Source organism: Flexivirga alba, from assembly GCF_042661025.1.
GTDB lineage: Bacteria > Actinomycetota > Actinomycetes > Actinomycetales > Dermatophilaceae > Flexivirga > Flexivirga alba.
Window position 1 is genome coordinate 1,504,124 of the sequence record NZ_JBHSWH010000001.1, and the last position, 17,688, is coordinate 1,521,811.

14 protein-coding genes and 2 pseudogenes are annotated in these 17,688 nt (G+C 67.0%); 11 read left to right on the forward strand and 5 right to left on the reverse strand.

Features of this window, described 5'->3' with window-relative positions:
• The first annotated feature begins 20 nt into the window (after nt 1-20).
• The 9 genes and pseudogenes from ACFQDH_RS07280 (at nt 21) to ACFQDH_RS07320 (ending at nt 11,456) form a co-directional block, all read left to right on the forward strand.
• Nucleotides 21-1,574 carry a sugar ABC transporter ATP-binding protein gene (locus tag ACFQDH_RS07280; RefSeq protein ID WP_382399884.1) on the forward strand — a complete coding sequence of 518 codons (1,554 nt, stop codon included), beginning with the start codon at nt 21-23 and terminating at the stop codon, nt 1,572-1,574.
• Complete coding sequence (locus ACFQDH_RS07285; RefSeq protein ID WP_382399886.1) at nt 1,571-2,623, forward strand: ABC transporter permease; 1,053 nt, start codon at nt 1,571-1,573, stop codon at nt 2,621-2,623. The genes ACFQDH_RS07280 and ACFQDH_RS07285 overlap by 4 nt, the downstream gene beginning before the upstream one ends.
• Complete coding sequence (locus ACFQDH_RS07290) at nt 2,613-3,662, forward strand: ABC transporter permease (protein WP_382399888.1); 1,050 nt, start codon at nt 2,613-2,615, stop codon at nt 3,660-3,662. Before ACFQDH_RS07285 ends, ACFQDH_RS07290 begins: the two co-directional genes overlap by 11 nt.
• 87 nt (nt 3,663-3,749) lie before the next feature.
• A complete protein-coding gene (locus ACFQDH_RS07295) occupies nt 3,750-4,853 on the forward strand; it encodes a substrate-binding domain-containing protein (RefSeq protein ID WP_382399890.1) in 1,104 nt (367 codons plus the stop codon).
• Nucleotides 4,854-4,860: 7 nt separating this feature from the next.
• Entirely contained in the window at nt 4,861-5,226 is a 366-nt protein-coding gene (locus ACFQDH_RS07300) for an L-rhamnose mutarotase (protein WP_382399892.1), read from the forward strand.
• Nucleotides 5,223-6,674 (forward strand): arabinose isomerase, encoded by a 1,452-nt coding sequence (locus ACFQDH_RS07305; RefSeq protein ID WP_382399894.1) that lies wholly within the window; start codon nt 5,223-5,225, stop codon nt 6,672-6,674. Before ACFQDH_RS07300 ends, ACFQDH_RS07305 begins: the two co-directional genes overlap by 4 nt.
• Before the next feature lie 44 nt (nt 6,675-6,718).
• Entirely contained in the window at nt 6,719-7,885 is a 1,167-nt protein-coding gene (rhaI, locus tag ACFQDH_RS07310; RefSeq protein ID WP_382399896.1) for an L-rhamnose isomerase, read from the forward strand.
• Nucleotides 7,885-9,914, forward strand: a pseudogene (locus ACFQDH_RS07315) (bifunctional aldolase/short-chain dehydrogenase). Before rhaI ends, ACFQDH_RS07315 begins: the two are co-directional and overlap by 1 nt.
• A 237-nt stretch (nt 9,915-10,151) precedes the next feature.
• Nucleotides 10,152-11,456 (forward strand): rhamnulokinase, encoded by a 1,305-nt coding sequence (locus tag ACFQDH_RS07320; RefSeq protein ID WP_382399898.1) that lies wholly within the window; start codon nt 10,152-10,154, stop codon nt 11,454-11,456.
• Here the strand turns inward: ACFQDH_RS07320 and ACFQDH_RS07325 are convergent.
• Both ACFQDH_RS07325 and ACFQDH_RS07330 read right to left on the reverse strand, forming a co-directional pair.
• Nucleotides 11,453-12,622: an acyl-CoA dehydrogenase family protein gene (locus tag ACFQDH_RS07325; protein WP_382399900.1), complete on the reverse strand. Its 1,170-nt coding sequence runs from the start codon at nt 12,620-12,622 to the stop codon at nt 11,453-11,455. The genes ACFQDH_RS07320 and ACFQDH_RS07325 overlap by 4 nt on opposite strands.
• Nucleotides 12,619-13,410, reverse strand: coding sequence for a TIGR03084 family metal-binding protein (locus tag ACFQDH_RS07330; protein WP_382399902.1), 792 nt, complete (start codon nt 13,408-13,410; stop codon nt 12,619-12,621). Before ACFQDH_RS07330 ends, ACFQDH_RS07325 begins: the two co-directional genes overlap by 4 nt.
• Nucleotides 13,411-13,530: 120 nt before the next feature.
• Between ACFQDH_RS07330 and ACFQDH_RS07335 the strand changes: the two are divergent.
• Nucleotides 13,531-14,112, forward strand: a pseudogene (locus ACFQDH_RS07335) (AMP-binding protein); the annotation flags it as partial.
• 71 nt (nt 14,113-14,183) lie between these two features.
• Complete coding sequence (locus ACFQDH_RS07340; RefSeq protein ID WP_382404828.1) at nt 14,184-15,089, forward strand: AMP-binding protein; 906 nt, start codon at nt 14,184-14,186, stop codon at nt 15,087-15,089.
• A 7-nt stretch (nt 15,090-15,096) separates the two neighbouring features.
• Here ACFQDH_RS07340 and ACFQDH_RS07345 read toward each other — a convergent pair whose 3' ends face one another.
• The 3 genes from ACFQDH_RS07345 to ACFQDH_RS07355 are packed head-to-tail and all read right to left on the reverse strand — an operon-like array spanning nt 15,097 to nt 17,686.
• On the reverse strand, nt 15,097-15,705 hold the full coding sequence (locus ACFQDH_RS07345) for a TetR/AcrR family transcriptional regulator (protein WP_382399904.1): 609 nt from the start codon (nt 15,703-15,705) through the stop codon (nt 15,097-15,099).
• Nucleotides 15,702-16,958 (reverse strand): ATP-binding protein, encoded by a 1,257-nt coding sequence (locus ACFQDH_RS07350; protein ID WP_382404829.1) that lies wholly within the window; start codon nt 16,956-16,958, stop codon nt 15,702-15,704. The genes ACFQDH_RS07345 and ACFQDH_RS07350 overlap by 4 nt, the downstream gene beginning before the upstream one ends.
• Nucleotides 16,841-17,686, reverse strand: coding sequence for a biotin carboxylase N-terminal domain-containing protein (locus tag ACFQDH_RS07355; RefSeq protein WP_382399906.1), 846 nt, complete (start codon nt 17,684-17,686; stop codon nt 16,841-16,843). The genes ACFQDH_RS07350 and ACFQDH_RS07355 overlap by 118 nt, the downstream gene beginning before the upstream one ends.
• Nucleotides 17,687-17,688 lie beyond the last annotated feature (2 nt).

A 17,688-nucleotide genomic window follows, 5' to 3' on the forward strand; every position in this document is an offset into this window, starting at 1 on the left:
TTACATTCGTTCGTCATACGGTGAAAGGTTTCACAACGAAGGGCAACGCTCCGATGGCACCCGCCGACACACTCGCCCCAACGCTCGTGCTGAGCCACGCACGGAAGAGCTTCGGCGCCGTTCGAGCGCTCGTCGACGGCCGGATCACCCTCGAGCCGGGGGAGGCGCACGCCCTTGTCGGTGAGAACGGCGCCGGCAAGTCCACCTTGGTCAACATCCTCGCCGGTGTGCATCAGCCGGACGGCGGAACGCTCACGGTCGACGGTCAGGACGTCACCTTCGGCGGTCCGGCGGCTGCGCGTGAGGCCGGGGTCTCGATCATCTACCAGGAGCCGACGCTGTTCCCTGACCTCACGGTTGCCGAGAACGTCTTCATGGGACGCCAGCCGATGCGGTCCGGGCGACGGATCGATCGCGGCCGGATGAACGATGAAGCGCGCGCGATCTTCAACCGCCTCGGGGTCGCCCTCGATCCGCGGCGCGTGGCGCGCGGGCTGTCCGTAGCCGACCAGCAACTGGTGGAGATCGCCAAGGCGCTGTCGTTGTCGGCGAAGGTGCTCGTGATGGACGAACCGACTGCGGCGCTGACTGGCGTCGAGGTCCAGCGGCTCTTCGACGTGATGACGACCCTGCGACGTGATGGTGCCGCGGTGATGTTCATCAGTCACCGTCTGGAAGAGGTGTTCGCCAGCTGCCAGCGGGTGACCGTCATGCGCGATGGGCAGTTCGTGTCGACTGCGGCCATCGAGGACACCGACGTCGACACGATCATCCGCCAGATGGTCGGACGCGATCTGGACTCGTTGTTCCCCAAGACGGCGACAACACCCGGTGACCCGGTCCTGGAGGTCGAAAACCTCGGCCACGAGGGCGTGTTCGACGATGTCTCCTTCACCGTGCGTCAGGGCGAGATCGTCGCTCTCGCCGGGCTGGTCGGCGCTGGTCGAAGCGAAGTGGCACGGGCGATCTTCGGCATCGACCCGCGTAGTCGCGGCGTCGTGCGCGTCTCCGGCAAGCCGCTGCCAGCGGGCCGCCCGCTGGCCGCGATGGCAGCCGGCGTCGCGCTGGTGCCGGAGGACCGGCGCCAGCAGGGCCTGGTCATGGACATGGGGATCGATCAGAACTTCGCGCTGGCCTCCTTGCGCGCGCTACGCCGCGGCGGGCTGATGCGCCGCTCCTCGGAGCAGCGGTTGGCGAAGGAGTGGGCGGACAAGTTACAGGTGAAATTCGGGCGGCTGCGGAACCCGGCTTCGACGCTGTCCGGTGGCAACCAGCAGAAGGTCGTGCTCGGCAAGTGGCTGGCCCGCAACCCGTCCCTGCTCATCATCGATGAGCCGACCCGTGGCATCGACGTGGGCACCAAGTCGGAGGTGCACCGCATCATCGACGGGCTCGTCCAGGACGGCATGGCCGTGCTGATGATCTCCTCCGAATTGCCTGAGGTGCTTGGTATGGCGGATCGGGTCGTCGTGCTGCACGAGGGCCGGGTGGCCGGCAATTTCGCGCGCGACGAGGCCGACGAGACGACGATCATGCGCGCGGCCACCGGTCAGAGCGGGAAGAAGGTGGCATGACCTCCACCACGACCGCACCGAAGACGCCGGTGCCGGCACTCGCGGGAGCGACCTCCACCGGGCGGCTGGACGCGCTGCTGCGGGCACGTGAGATCGGGATCGCGCTCGCGATCGTCGTGGTCATCGCCATCACCACTCTCAAGAACAGTCACTTCCTGGACGCCGACAGCGTGCAGCAGATCCTCAACGGTGGCGCGCTGATCGGGCTGATGGCGGTCGGCGAGACGTTGGTCATCGTCACCCGCAACGTCGACCTGTCGATCGGTTCGACGCTGGGCCTTTCGGCATACGTCGTGGGAGACCTGTTCGCGCACAACGCGATCGACGTCTGGATGGGCTTCGTCGTGGCGATTGTGATCGGTGCCGTCATCGGCCTGATCAACGGCCTGGTGACGGTGCTCTTCCGGGTGCCGAGCCTCGTGGTGACCCTTGCGATGCTCTATGTCATCCGAGGCGTCGACGGGATCATCGTCAATGGCAGGCAGATAGGGGCCAGCGACGTCCCCGGCAGTTTCACCGCGATCGGCTACAAGACGGTGCTGGGCATCCCGTGGCTCTTCATCCTTGTCGCGGTCGTCGTGATCATCGCCGGCTACGCCATGCGCACCTTCCGCAGCAGCCGGGAGCTCTACGCGATCGGGTCGAGCCCGCAAGCCGCGATGCTCGCCGGCATACCAGCTGCCCGCAGGGTGATGACCGCATTCGTGATCAGCGGTGCGCTCGCCGGACTCGCCGGGGCCTTGTTCCTCGCGCAGTACGCGCAGGTCAACAACAACTCGGGGCTGGGTTACGAACTGACCGTTATCGCAGCCGTCGTCGTCGGCGGGGTCGCGATCTTCGGCGGCAGCGGCACAGTCTTCGGCGCTGCCCTGGGTGCTCTGCTGCTGAACACGATCAACCTGGCGCTGGTCGCGGCCCGCATCAGCGCCTCCTGGAACCAGGCGATCGCCGGCGCACTCCTGCTGGCAGCGATCGCCTTCGACCGGTGGCTCAGCCTTCGGGTCACCCGAAAACTGCGGAACACGGAGGGCGCACACCGTGACATCTGATGTGCAAGCAGCACCGACCGGCAGGCCCGGGGGTATGGCGAGAGCGACGTCCTGGCGGGACGCAATCCGTTGGGAGGGCGGGCTTCTCATCGTGCTGATCGCCGTCATCATCTTCGGCTCGACGCAGTCATCCACCTTCCTGAGCCAGTCGACGGTCTTCTACGCGGGCATCAACACCGGCTTCATCGCGTTGATGGCGCTGCCGATGACTTTTATCGTGATGACCGGCGAGATCGACCTGTCGGTCGCGTCCATGCTCGGACTCGCCGGCTCGCTGATGGGCTTCCTGTGGCACCACGGCTGGGGCATCTGGCCGGCGATGATCGCGGCACTGGTCATCGGCGCGCTCGGCGGCGCGCTGAACGGCGTGCTCGTCGCCTACACCGCGCTCCCGTCGATCGCCGTCACGATCGGCACCCTCACGCTGTTCCGTGGCGGCGCCCAGATCCTGCTCGGCCCGCTGACGGTGCCGGGCGTCGGCGACCAGCAGTTCCCGGGCGGCCTGACCAAGATCGGGACCGAATCGATCCCCGGCGGCGCGCTGTCCTACTCCACCCTCATCTTCATAGTGCTAGCGATCATCGCCGGAATCGTATTGCACGCAACGCCTTTCGGGCGTTCACTGCACGCGATCGGGCTGCAGCCGGAGGCCGCGTCATTCAGCGGGATCCGTGTGCCGTGGGTGAAGTTCTGGCTGTTCGTCGCGTCCGGAGTCATCTGCGCGTTTGCCGGGATCCTGCTGACCCTGCAGAACGCCTCGGTGAGTTACACCGCCGGCACCGGCCTCGAACTCAACGTCGTCGCGATTGTGTTGTTCGGCGGTGTCTCGATCTTCGGCGGGAGGGGCACGATCTTCGGTGTTCTGCTGGCGATCGTGATCTTCGGTGCCTTGCAGATGATCCTCACCCAGACGCACGTGGAAGCAGAGAAGCAGCAGGTGATCACCGGGCTGCTGCTGTTGATCAGCGTGATCGTCGCCAACGGCGGACAACTGGTTGCGCGCGCCCGTGCGCGGCTCACGGCCTTGCGGGGGAGCTGACCGCGGAAAGAACTCACGCGGCCCGATCACGGTGCCGTGTCCTAGATCGGGTGCGGTGGCGCATCGCACGAAAAGGAAGGATTGACAATGCAACTCACATTGATTGGGAGGACGCGCAACGCGCGTGCCATCTCCGCTGCTGTTGCAGCGGCAGCCTTGGTCGTGGTCGCCGGGTGCTCGTCACAGTCCACCGGTAACGGCGGCTCGACTGCCAGCGGAGGGGCGACTGGCAGCGCCACCAACTCCGGCGGCACCGTGAAGAAGGGCCTGACGGTCTACTTCATCCCCAAGGACACACAGAACCCCTACGAAGTGTTGGCCGACAAGGGCGGTCAGAAGGCGCTCCAGGAGCTCGGCGGCAAGGTCGTCGTCAGCAGCGGCACCGCCGACACCGCCGCCGCACAGATCCCGTCCGTGCAGGCGGCCATCCAGGCGAAGGCCGATGCGATCGTGATCGCCGCCAACGACCCGAAAGCGTTGTGTCCCAGTCTGAACCAGGCGGCGAAGGCCGGGATCAAGATCTTGTCCTTCGACTCCGACATCTCCTGCGGCAACAGCCCGCAGCACCTGTTCATCAACCAGGCGGACACCAAGACGATCGGGACCAGCGAGGTGGACATGCTCGCCAAGCAGCTGAACTCCACCGGCCAGATCGCCATTCTGTCGGCGGCGCAGAGCGCGACCAACCAGAACGCCTGGATCGGTTACATGAAGCAGCAGCTGAAGAAGTACCCGAAGATGCAGCTCGTCACCACCGTCTACGGGAACGATGACCCCGCTACGTCCTTGAACGTGCTGAAGGGACTCATCTCGGCATACCCGAACCTCAAGGGCATCATCTCGCCGACCACGGTCGGGATCTCCACGGCGGCCCAGTATCTGTCCACACACAAGAACGTGAAGATCGCGTTGACCGGGCTCGGGCTGCCGTCGCAGATGCGCGCCTACGTCAAGGACGGGACCGTGCAGAACTTCGCCCTCTGGGACCCGTCGAAGCTGGGTTACCTGGCCGGGTATGCCGCATCAGCGTTGGCATCCGGGACGGCGACGATGGACACCGGCGCGAGTTTCAAGGCCGGCACGCTCGGCTCCTACAAGGTGCTCGCACCCGCGGCCGGCACCGGCCCGTCTGTGGTGCTCGGACCGCCGACCGTCTTCGACAAGAGCAACATCGACAAATTCAACTTCTGATCCCGCGATGACAGAAGCGCGATCGCGACCGAATTGCTTTGTCCTGCAGGTCCGTCCGGAGCTACTCGCCGAATACCGCGAGCGGCACGCAGCGGTCTGGCCACAGATGTTGCAGGCACTGCGGGCTGCCGGTTGGAGTCATTACTCGATCTTCGCGCGTACGGACGGTCTGATCGTCGGGTATGTCGAGACCCCAGACCTGGCCGCAGCGCAACGGGCGATGGCTGCGACCGAGGTCAACGGGCGCTGGCAGGCGGACATGGCGCGCTTCTTCGTCGGCCTGGACGGTGCGCCGGCCGACGAAGGGTTCGAAGTGCTCGATCTGATCTTCCACTTGGAGGACCAGTTGGCTGGAGTGGAGGGAAGTTCATGACCACCAACGCGTCCATCGGCTCCAGCCCCCTGCTGAGTCGAAAGGCGTTGCGACGCACCAAAGTCGGGCTTGTATCCGGAGGGCTGGGTGCCTACTGGCCGCAGTTCCCGGAGCTGTTGCCTCAGCTGCAACGTTCGGCCGCGCGCGTCAGCGAGCGACTGAGTGCGCTGGATTGCGAGGTCGTGGACGTCGGGTTCATCTCCGACCCGCAGGAAGGCGCGAAAGCTGCCGAACGGCTCCGGGCAGCCGACTGCGACTTGATCGTCGGATTTCTGACGACATACCTGACCGCCAACATGCTGGTGCCGGTCGCGCAACGCTCGAACGCTCCGGTGCTGCTGCTCAACCTGCAGCCGACCGAGGCGATGGATCACGCGACCTTCGACACCGGCGCCTGGCTCGCTTACTGCGGCGCGTGTCCGCTGCCGGAGATGGCGAACACCTTTGAGCGGTGCGGGATCTCGTTCCGGTCCGTCTCCGGGTATGTCGAGGACGAACGCGCCTGGCAGCGGATCGAGCAGTGGGTCCGGGCCGCCGATGTCCGTGGCACTTTGCAGCGAGGTAGGCACGGGCTGATGGGTCACCTCTATCCGGGGATGCTCGATGTGTCGACTGATCTCACGCTCGTGACGGCCAACCTCGGCGGCCACGTGGAAGTGCTCGAGTTCGACGACCTGCGGGTCCGCGCCGCGGCGGTCAGCGAGCCGCAGGTCGATGAGCGTATGGCGCTGACGCGTGAGCTCTTCACCGTCGACGACACAGTGGCAGATGACGACTTCCGTTGGGCGGCAAGGGTTTCGCTCGGTCTCGATCGGCTTGCCGATGATTTCGAGCTGGACTCCCTTGCCTACTATCACCGTGGTCTCGAGGGCGAGCAACACGAGCGTCTCGGCGCCGGCATGATCCTGGGAGCGTCCCTGTTGACGGCCCGCGGCATACCGGCCGCCGGTGAGTACGAGTTGCGGACCTCCCTGGCGATGTTGATCACCGACCGACTCGGTGCGGGCGGCTCGTTCACCGAGTTCCAGGCGCTGAACTTCACCGACGACGTCGTCGAGATGGGCCACGACGGACCGGCACACCTCGCGATCGCCGAGGGCAAGCCGATCCTGCGCGGCCTGGGCGTCTATCACGGCAAGCGTGGTTGGGGTGTGTCCGTCGAGCTCGAGGTGCGGCGTGGCCCGGTTACGACATTCGGCATCGCCCAATTGCGAGACGGCACATTCCGTTTCGTCGCATCTCGCGGTGAAGTGGTGCCCGGCCCGCGACTGCGGATCGGCAACACCACGTCGCGAGTCGACTTCGGCTGCGATCCCGGCGTGTGGACCGACGCCTGGAGCGCGTCTGCCATCAGCCACCACTGGGCGCTTGCGATCGGCGACCAGCTGTCGCAGCTGCGAAACGTCGCCGACCTGCTCGGGGTCGAGCTCGTCGAGGTCGCTCCCTGACCGGTTACGACCGGTTCCCATACCAATAGAAAGAAGGCATAGTCATGGTCGATCTGGAGGCCGCCGGACCGGTGCTGCGCGCGCAGTCGATCGAGCTGCCGTCGTGGGCATTCGGGAACTCCGGCACCCGCTTCAAGGTGTTCGCGCAGGCAGGTGTCCCGCGAGACCCCTTCGAGAAGGTCGCCGACGCAGCCACGGTCCACGAATTCACTGGTGCCGCAGGCAAGGTCGCACTGCACATCCCGTGGGACGAGGTGGACGACTACGGCAAGCTCGCGGCATACGCGGTGGACCACGGCATCCAGCTCGGAACCATCAATGCCAATGCCTTCCAGGACGACGACTACCGGCTCGGCAGTGTGGCCAACCCCGACCCGAGAGTGCGCCGCAAGGCGTTGGACCACCTCCTGCAGTGCTTGGAGGTGATGAACGCAACGGGTTCTCGTGACTTGAAGTTGTGGTTCGCCGACGGGACGAATTACCCCGGCCAGGACTCGATCTCGGCCCGACAGGACCGGTTGGCCGAGGTGCTGAGCAGTGTCTACGAGCAACTCGGGGACGACCAGCGCCTCATCCTGGAGTACAAACTCTTCGAGCCGGCGTTCTACTCCACCGACGTCCCCGACTGGGGCACCGCGCTGACGCACTGTCTCGCGCTCGGTGACCGGGCGAAGGTGTGCGTCGACACCGGGCATCACGCACCGGGCACCAACATCGAGTTCATCGTCGCCTCGTTGCTGCGGCTGAAGAAGCTCGGCTCATTCGACTTCAACTCACGGTTCTACGCCGACGACGACCTCATCGTCGGGGCCGCAGATCCGTTCCAGTTGTTCAGGATCCTCTTCGAGGTGCGCTGTGGCGGTGGCTTCAGCGCCGACAGCGAAGTCGCCTTCATGCTCGACCAGTGCCACAACATCGAGCCGAAGATCCCGGGTGAGATCCGTTCGGTGATGAACGTCCAGGAGGCGACGGCCAAAGCGATGGCAGTTGACATGGACGCCCTCGGCCAGGCTCAGCAAGCGGGAGATGTGTTGGGCGCCAACGGAATCCTGATGGACGCGTTCGACACTGACGTGCGGCCGATGCTCGCCGCGCTACGCGAGGAGCGGGGGCTGAAGGCCGACCCGATGGCCGCGTATGCCGCATCAGGGTATGGCGAACGGATCGCCGCCGAACGAGTCGGTGGCGCACAAGCGGGGTGGGGCGCCTGATGGGCACCGTTGACGATCTGATCGGCCGGTCCAATCGATTGGGCTCGGATCCGCGCAACACCAACTTCGCCGGCGGCAACACCTCGGCCAAGGGTCCGGTGGCGGACCCGGTCACCGGTCAGGATGTGGAGGTGGTCTGGGTCAAGGGCTCGGGCGGTGACCTCGGCACGCTGACGCCGTCCGGGTTGGCCGCGCTGCGACTGGACAGGTTGGGTGCCCTGGTCGACGTCTATCCCGGTGTGGACCGCGAGGACGAGATGGTGGCCGCGTTCGACTACTGCCTGCACGGCAAGGGTGGCGCCGCGCCGTCGATCGACACCGCGATGCACGGGCTGGTCACCGCGCCGCACGTCGACCACCTGCACCCCGACTCCGGGATCGCGCTCGCTACCGCGGCGGACGGTGAGGCGCTCACGCGCGAGTGCTTCGGGGACCGCGTCATCTGGGTCCCGTGGCGGCGACCGGGCTTTCAGCTCGGCCTGGACATCGCCCGGGTGGCTGAGGAGAACCCGCAGGCCATCGGTTGTGTTCTGGGCGGCCATGGCATCACGGCCTGGGGTGCGAACAGTGCGGAATGCGAGCGCAATTCACTGACTATCATTCGCGAGGCCGAGAGCTTCATCGAGAAGCATGGGAAGAAGGCGCCCTTCGGGGAGCGGATAGCGGCGAACGAGCCGTTGCCCGAAAGGGAACGCCATACCCGCGCCGCGGCGTTGGCTCCGGTGATCCGCGGGCTGGCCTCGGCCGATCAGCCGCAGGTCGGCCACTTCACCGACAGCGACGTGGTGCTGGACTTCCTGGCCGCGGCGGAGCATCCCCGTCTCGCAGCACTCGGCACCTCGTGCCCGGACCATTTCCTGCGGACCAAGGTGCGTCCGATGGTCCTGGACCTGCCGCCGACCGCATCGGTCGAGGAGGCGATCGCGCGACTACGTGAGCTGCACGCGGCATACCGGACCGACTACGCGGCCTACTACGACGCGCACGCCACGAAGGACTCGCCGGCGATGCGTGGCGCCGACCCGGCGATCGTGCTCGTGCCCGGTGTCGGAATGTTCAGTTTTGGCAAGAGCAAGCAGACCGCGCGCGTCGCGGGGAGTTCTACGTCAACGCGATCAACGTCATGCGTGGCGCGGAGGCGATCTCGTCATACCGGCCGATCTCCGATGCGGAGAAGTTCCGGATCGAGTATTGGGCGCTGGAGGAGGCGAAGCTGGCGCGGATGCCGGCACCTAAGCCGCTGGCGACCCGAGTCGCGCTGGTGACCGGTGCTGGGTCGGGCATCGGCCGGGCGATCGCCCAGCGGCTTGCGGCCGAGGGTGCGTGCGTCGTCATCGCCGACCGTGACGAGCAGGCTGCGGTCGAGGTCGCTGCCGGCATCGGGACGACGGACGTGGCGGTTCCGGTGACGGTCGACGTGACCGACGAGGCCGCGATCACGGCGGCTTTCGAGGCGGCAGTGCTCGCCTTCGGTGGCGTCGATCTCATCGTCAACAACGCCGGATTGTCGGTCTCCAAGGCGCTGTCCGAGACGACCGCTGCCGACTGGGACCTGCAGCACGACGTGATGGCACGTGGCTCCTTCCTGGTGGCACGAGAGGCTGCTCGGGTCCTGGAGCAGCAGGGGATGGGCGGCGACATCGTCTACATCTCCAGCAAGAACAGCCTGGTCGCCGGCCCCAACAACATCGCGTATGGCGCCGCCAAGGCCGACCAGTCGCACCAGGTGCGGTTGCTCGCGGCGGAGCTCGGCGGCATCGGCGTGCGAGTCAACGGCGTGAATCCCGATGGGGTTGTTCGTGGTTCGGGGATCTTCGCCGGCGGTTGGGGCGCGAACCGGGCCGCTGTGTATGGCGTGAAGGAGGAGGAGCTGGGCGCGTTCTACGCCGGACGCACGCTGCTGAAGAAGGAGGTGCTGCCCGAGCACGTTGCGGCGGCTGTCTTCGCGCTCACCGGTGGTGACCTGTCCCAGACGACCGGCGCGCACATTCCGGTCGATGCCGGTGTGCCCGCAGCGTTCTTGCGCTGACATGGCCCGGCCCGGAGTGCGCAGGTATGCCGCGGTCGATCTCGGCGCGTCGTCGGGCCGGGTGATCGTCGGCGAAGTCAACGTCAAAGGCGGCCGAGGAGGGCGGCGGAGCGATGTCGGGGTCCCCGGGAAGTATTCGGGGGAGCGAAGCGGCGGAGAAACTTCGTGGGGTGACGGAGCGGGGAGCCCGTCTCGAGGTCCAGACCGATTCGCGACGAGGGCATCCGGCTGCGCGAGGTGTACCGCTTCGACAACACCCCGATCCGGGTCGGCGGGGTCCTGCAGTGGGACATGGAGTCGATCTGGCACGGCATCGTCACCGGCCTGCGGGCCTGCGGCAGTGACCTCGCGTCCATCGGAATCGACTCGTGGGCAGTCGATTACGGGCTGTTGGACGAGAGCGGGAAGCTGCTCGGCAACCCCGTCCACTATCGCGACCGGCGCACGGACGGAGTGCCCGAGCAGGTCGACGCCCTCGTTCCGCCCGACCGGCTCTTCGAAGTCACCGGCATCCAACGGATGCCGATCAACACCATCTATCAGCTGTATGCCGAACGGCACTCGGCGGCGCTGCAATCAGCGCGGCACGCTCTACTGATTCCGGATCTACTCGTGCACCGCCTGACCGGTGCCCTGGGTTCGGAGCTGACCAACGCTTCGACGACCGGACTGCTCGACCAGCGCCGAAAGGACTGGGCCCCAGACGTGTTCGCGCCCCTTGGTCTGCCGGAGGGCCTGTTCGCGCCGATCGTGCACCCGGGCAGTCCAGCCGGCACGGTGCTCGACGAGGCGACAGGCCAGCAGGGTGTGCCGGTGGTGCGGGTCGGCTCTCATGACACCGCGTCGGCGGTGGTCGGTGTGCCGGCCCAGACCACGGACTTCGCGTTCATTTCGTCCGGCACCTGGTCCTTGGTCGGGGTGGAGCTGCCGGGGCCGGTGCTGACCGAAGACGCGCGAAAGGCCAACTTCTCCAACGAGATCGGCGTCGACGGCACCGTCCGATTGCTGCGCAACGTCATGGGGCTATGGCTGCTGCAGGAGTCGCTGCGGCAGTGGGCGGCGGATGGCGATCCGCAGGACCTGGCGGCCCTGCTGGAAGGTGCAGCGTCTCTCGAGGCGGATGCGGTCGTGGACGTGGACGCGGCGGTGTTCCTCCATCCGGGCGACATGCCGGCCCGGATCCGTGAGGAGTGCCGGCGCACCGGCCAGCCGGTCCCCGAACACCCGGCGCAGCTGGTGCGGTGCATCCTGGACAGCCTCGCCGACGCCTATCGGCGAACAATTCGGGCGGCAGCAGCGTTGTCCGGCAAGCGAATTGAGGTGATCCACCTCGTCGGCGGCGGCGCCCAGAACTCACTCCTGTGTCAGTTGACCGCAGACCGCTGCGACCTGCCGGTCGTTGCCGGTCCGGTGGAGGCCGCGGCCCTGGGCAACGTGCTGGTCCAGGCCCGCGCCGATGGCGCCATACAGGGTGGGTTGGCGGAGCTGCGACATCACATCGCGTCCCAACAGTTGCGCCGCTACGAACCGCGTCGCCGCTAGGACGTGAGACCCAGCCGCCGCCCGGCCAACTGGTAGAGGATCTCGACCGTGCCGCCGCCGATTCCGAGGATCCGCATGTCGCGATACTGACGCTCGATCTCGCTCTCGGCCAGGTAGCCCATGCCGCCGAAGAGCTGGACGGCCTGGTGGGCGACCCACTCACCACTCTCGCTCGCGGTGTTCTTGGCGAAACAGACCTGCGGGATCAAGCTGTCCACCGGCTCGCCGGCCTCGTAGCGGTCGACAACCGCGTGCGTGTAGGTGCGGGCGACATCGATGCGTCCGGCCATCCGCGTCAGCGTGTCCTGCACGGACTGCCGTGCAATGAGAGGCTCCCCGAAGGTCTTGCGTAGCCGGCACCACTCCACCGCAAGATCGAGACACCGCTGCGCTTGCGAATACGCCTGTGCCGCAAGGGCGATCCGCTCGGACAGGAATGCCGTGCCGATGAGCGCGAACCCGGTGTTCTCCGCACCGACCAGCTGACTTGCCGGCACTCGCGCATCCGTGAACGACAACTCCGCAGTGTCGGAAGAGCGCCAGCCCATCTTGTCCAGCTTGCGGGACACCTCGAAGCCGGGCGTGCCACGTTCGATGACCAGCAGGGAGATCCCGCGAGCACCGGGGAGGTCGGCGCCGCCGGTGCGCACCGCTGTGGTGACGAAGTCGGCCCGGCAGCCCGAGGTGATGAAGGTCTTCGACCCGTTCACCACGTATTCGTCGCCGTCCCGGCGAGCCGTGGTCCGTAAGGCGCCGACGTCCGAGCCACCGCTCGGCTCGGTGATCGCGAGTGATCCGATCGCCTCGCCCGCCAGCGCCGGCCACACCCAGCGGTCGATCTGCCCCTGGTCGCCGGCCGCGACGATGTGCGGGCAGGCGATGCCTGCGGTGAACAGCGAGGCATACACGCCGCCGGCTGCACCAGCCTCATGGAATGACTCGCATACTGTGACCGCTTCGCGCTGGCCCGCACCGCCGCCGCCCGCGGTCTCTGGGAAGCCCACGCCGAGCAGGCCCAATTGGCCTGCGGTGCGCGACAATTCACGTGGCAACTCGCCGACGCGCTCCCACTCGTCCTGATGGGGGAACACCTCACGCCGGACGAATTCGGTCGCCGTTGCCCGCAGGGATCGTAGTTCCGGGGACCGCCAGTCCTGGTGGCTCATCGCTGCGGCCGCCCGCGAACCGCGCTCTTGGGGGCGCCGGCGAAGACCTGTGCGAACTCCAGCCAGTGGGCCGCCTCACCGGTGCCAGTCAACGCCGTGTCCGACAGCTCTCGACGCTGTGTCACCACCAGGCAGAAGTCCTCTGCTGAGCCGGTTACTCGCGCTGCGGCCTCCTCGGGTCCCCAGCTCCAGGGCTGGTCATCCGGCCCGGTCAGCTCGATCCGGAATTCTTCGGCCGGTGGCTCGAGTCCGTTGATCCGGTAGGCGAAGTTGCGGGTACGAACCCCGAGGTGACAAACGTCGCGCAGCCTGTTGGTCGGTTCCCGGCGCACGCCCAGCGCATCGACGACGTCCTGACCATGTGCCCAGGTTTCCATCAGTCTGGCCGTCGCCATCGACCGTGGACTCATCGGTGGTCCGAACCACGGCAGCCGCGTCGACGGGTCCGCCTCGCGAAGCGCTTGCACCAGGTCGTCGCGGCCGGAGCACCAGCGCTCGAGCAGTTCTGCATACGGCCGTATGGCGCCCGCCGCAGCCGCTCGATCGACGAACTCGAGCGGGGCTGCAGTGGCTGCCTCTAGGACTTTGCCGAACGCGGCCGGGTCGGTGGCCGAAAGGACCGCGACGTGGTCTGTCCAGGCCAGGTGCGACACCTGGTGCGCGATCGTCCAGCCGGGTGCGGGGGTGTCTCGCTCCCAGTCCTCGTCCGTCAGTCCGGCGAGCAACCGATCGAGATCCAGACTTTCGTCGAGAAAGGACTGCACGGTCGAGTCCACGTCGCCACTCATGACATCGGAGCGTGGCACATCACCATAAAACAAGCAAGCATGCTTGTTTTCTCGGAGCGCACGGATAGCGTCCATGCGAAGGGCCCGATGAGGTGCCATTTGCGAGCAGGGAGACCGGATATGGACCACGGCTTCGGCAACTGGATCACCGTGCAGGCCGTCCGCAACGGCGACAGGTCTGCCCTCATCGACGCGACGAGCGACACCGTGACCACCTATCGAGAGTTAGAGTCACGCACCAATCGGCTGGCAGATGCGTTGAGCCGAAAAGGGATTCGGCGGGGCGACCGTGTCGCGATGCTGACGCTGAACAGCCCGCAGATGATGGAGGTCTACTTCGCGGTCGCCAAACTCGGCGCGATCAGCGTCCCGGTGAATGCCCGTCTGTCCCCGCGAGAGGTCGCGTTCGTGCTGAACGATTCCGGCGCGATCATGCTCTTCTCTTCGACCCTGCTGGCGTCGACCGCCGAGGCTGCGGTCGCGGACAGTCCTTCCGTGCGTCACCACCTGCAGATCGCGATGGCAGCCGAACGAGCCGCCGGCGACGGTGCGGACTACGAGGCGTTGCTTGCAATCGGATCCACTGAACGCGTCATACGTGACGTGGCCGAGTCCGACGTCTGCACGATCATGTACACCTCGGGCACCACCGGTCAGCCGAAGGGCGCGATGCTGACGCACCGCAACTTCTTCTACAACGCGGTCAACCTCTTCGGGTTCGGCTCAGGCTGGGCAGAGAAGACATCACGGTCACCGCGGCCCCGCTCTTCCACATCGGTGCGCTCGGTGTGCACACGATGCCGTTCCTGTTCATCGGTGCCTGCGTCGCGATCACCGAGAATTTCACTCCGGCCGGGTGGCTCGAGGCGGCCGAGAAATACCGAATCACCAAGGCCTTCAACGTCCCTGCTATGTGGGCGGCGATCGCACAGGCGCTGCCCGACAGTGGGTCCGACCTGTCCGCGTTGACGTTCGCCGTCTCCGGCGGCGCCCCGTGCCCGATCCCGATCATCCGGGGACTGCAGGGTCAAGGGATGAAGTTCACCGAGGGGTTCGGGATGACCGAGACCTCGCCGATAGCGGCCTGCCTGGCCCCCGAGGACGTGGTCGACCATGCCGGCTCCATCGGCCGGCCGGTGAACTTCAACGAGTTCGCGATCCTCGACGAGGAGGACCACGAGGTGCCGGTCGGCGCAGTCGGCGAATTGTGCATTCAAGGTGCGAATGTCTTTGTGGGGTATTGGAATCGGCCTGCCGAGACCGCCTCGGCCCTGCGCGGTGGCTGGTTCCACACGGGTGACCTGGCCATGGTCGACGAGGACGGTTACTACACGCTTGTCGATCGCAAGCGGGACATGATCATCAGCGGCGGGGAGAACGTCTACCCGATCGAGGTCGAGCAGGTGATCTACGAGCACCCCGACGTCAACGAGGTGGCGGTCTTCGGACTTCCGGACGAACAGTGGGGTGAGGTCGTCACCGCGGTCGTCGTGCTGGGCGAAGGCGGGACCACCACCGCAGACGAGCTACGCGAGTGGACCGGCGCCCGGATCGCTCGGTTCAAGGCACCGAAGCAGGTCCACCTCGTCGACGAGTTGCCGCGGAACGCGACCGGCAAGATTCTCAAGCGGACCCTCCGTGAAACATGGGGTGGTACGGCGAGCCAAGTCACGCGCTGAGATCGCTTCAGCTGGACCTCGCCGCGAGCGCCACAGCCAGCTGCGCCGCCCAAGCGTCCACGACCCGCCGCCGTCGGCGTGAGTCGTCGGTCAGGACGTCGGCCAGGGCGAGACCACGCGCCAGGTCGAGGGTGGCCCGGATGAGTGAGCGTACCTGCGGGTCGCTGTCATCGACGCCCAGCAGTCGCACGGTGAGGTCGTGGACGCCGGAGCCGAATTTGTGCTCCAGCGGCAGGATTCGGTCCCGCAGTGCCGGGTCGGCGGAGGCGGCATTCCACACCTGCAGCGATGCGCGGAACAACGATCCGATGTAGAGGTCGACGACGGTGCGCACCACCATCGCGACGCGATCCGGACCCGTGAGGTCCGGGATCGTGAGGGCCGCCATCTGCGCAGCGCGCTTCTCGAACATGTAGTCCAGCGCGGCGATGATGAGGTCCTCGCGGGTCGGAAAGTGATGCTGCAGGGCACCTCGGCTCGCCTCGGCGTCCGCCGCGATCACCGAGACGGTCGACGCGTCCCAGCCGCGGGTCGCTAGTGACTCCACGGCGGCTTCCAGGATGCGCTGCCGGGTGACCCGGCTGCGGTCCTGCTTGGGGGCGGGCGCGGAACTCATCTGTCGGAGTCCTCGACGACCGCGAGCACCGCGCCCTGCTCCACCTGCTGGCCGGTGGCGACCAGCATCTTCGTGACGACGCCGGCCGTAGGGGTGGTGACCACGTGCTCCATCTTCATCGCCTCCAGCCACAGCAGCTGCTCGCCGGCCTCGACGGTGCTGCCTTCCTCGACCGCGATTCGCACCACCGTCCCGGGCATCGGGGCGACCAGAGCGCCTGCGTCCAGTTGTGTCGCCGGGTCGATGAAGCGAGCGCCGGCGGTGAGTGTGAGGCTGCCGTCGTTGCTCTCCACGACGACCGAGCCGACGTCACCGGTCGCGAATCGTCCGACGCGGTAGCTGCGTCGTACGCCGTCGACCTCGAGCACGACCTCGTCCGACCGACTCGACAGGAGAGTCAGCCGGCCAATGCGGGTGGGTAACCGCTCCAACTCCAGGCCGGCCCTGGTGAACCGGTAACTGACCGGCAGCTCGCAGTCCCCGGCGACATACCTGCGCTGCTGAAAACCACTGGGAACATTGCGAAAGCCACTCGGCATGCCGCCCAGCGCGACCGCGCTCGAACGCTCGGCCGCCGCATCGGCGACGGCGGCAACCACGGCCCCGAGCTCCGGGTCGAGGGCGGCGCCGCGAGTCAGTTCGGCCGGGTCGTGCTGGGTGTAGAACCCGGTGTCGGCCGTCCCGGCCAAGAAGTCGGGGTGCAGCAGGCTGGCCACCAGCAGGTCGCGGTTCGTCGTCAGCCCGTGGATGCGGGTATGACGCAACGCGGTGGCCAGCTCGCGCGCCGCTTCCGCCCGGGTCGGTGCCCGCGAGATGACCTTGGCCAGCATGGCGTCGTAGTTGGCCCCGACGACGCTGCCGTTCCGGACACCCGAGTCGAGTCGGATCCCGTGCATCGCCGCGATGTCGAACTCTGCTGTGACACCGGGCAGGTCCAGGACGTGCAGGGTCCCGGTCTGTGGCTGCCAGTCGTGCGCGGGGTCCTCGGCATACAGCCGGGCCTCGATGGAGTGGCCGGTCATCGTGGGCTCGTCGCCCTGCAGCGGGATGCCGGCCGCGACATCGAATTGCAGTGCCACCAGGTCGATTCCGGTGACCGACTCGGTGACGGGGTGCTCGACCTGCAGGCGGGTGTTCATCTCCAGGAACCAGAACCGGCCCCGCTCGTCGGCGAGGAACTCGACGGTCCCGGCGCCGCGGTAGTCGACCGCCGCCGCTGCGTTGCGCGCCGCGCTGAGCAGTCGCTCGCGCAGGTCGCCGCCGAGTCGCTCGACCAGGGGGCGGGCGCTTCCTCGATGACCTTCTGGTGACGCCGCTGCAGCGAACATTCCCGTTCGCCGAGCGCCCACACCGTCCCGTGTGCGTCCGCCATGACCTGCACCTCGATATGGTGCCCGGCCTCGAGATAGCGCTCGCAGAAGACCGTCGGATCACCGAACGCGCTTGCAGCTTCTCGGGATGCGCTCTCGATGGCATCCGGCACATCGGCGAGCGCACGGACGATGCGCATGCCGCGTCCGCCGCCACCTGCCGACGCCTTGACCAGGATCGGCAGGTCGTTCTCGGTGATGGTTGTGGCGTCGAGCCGATCGAGCACGGGGACGCCGGCCTGCGCCATACGATGCTTGGACTCGACCTTGGAGCCCATCAGCCGAATCGCCTTGGGATCCGGACCGGTCCACGTCAGGCCGGCCTCCTGCACCGCCGCCGCGAACTCGGCGTTCTCGGAGAGGAACCCATAACCCGGATGTATGGCGTCTGCGCCGGCGCGGCGCGCCGCTTCGATCACTAAGTCTCCGCGCAGGTAGGTCTCTGCTGGAGTGACGCCCGGCAGGCGGACCGCCGAATCCGCCTCTGTCACATGGGGACTGGCGCTGTCCGCGTCGGAGTAGACGGCCACGGTCGCGATGCCGCGGCGCCGGCACGTCGCGAAGACCCGGCGGGCGATCTCGCCGCGATTGGCGACCAGCACGCTGGTCATGG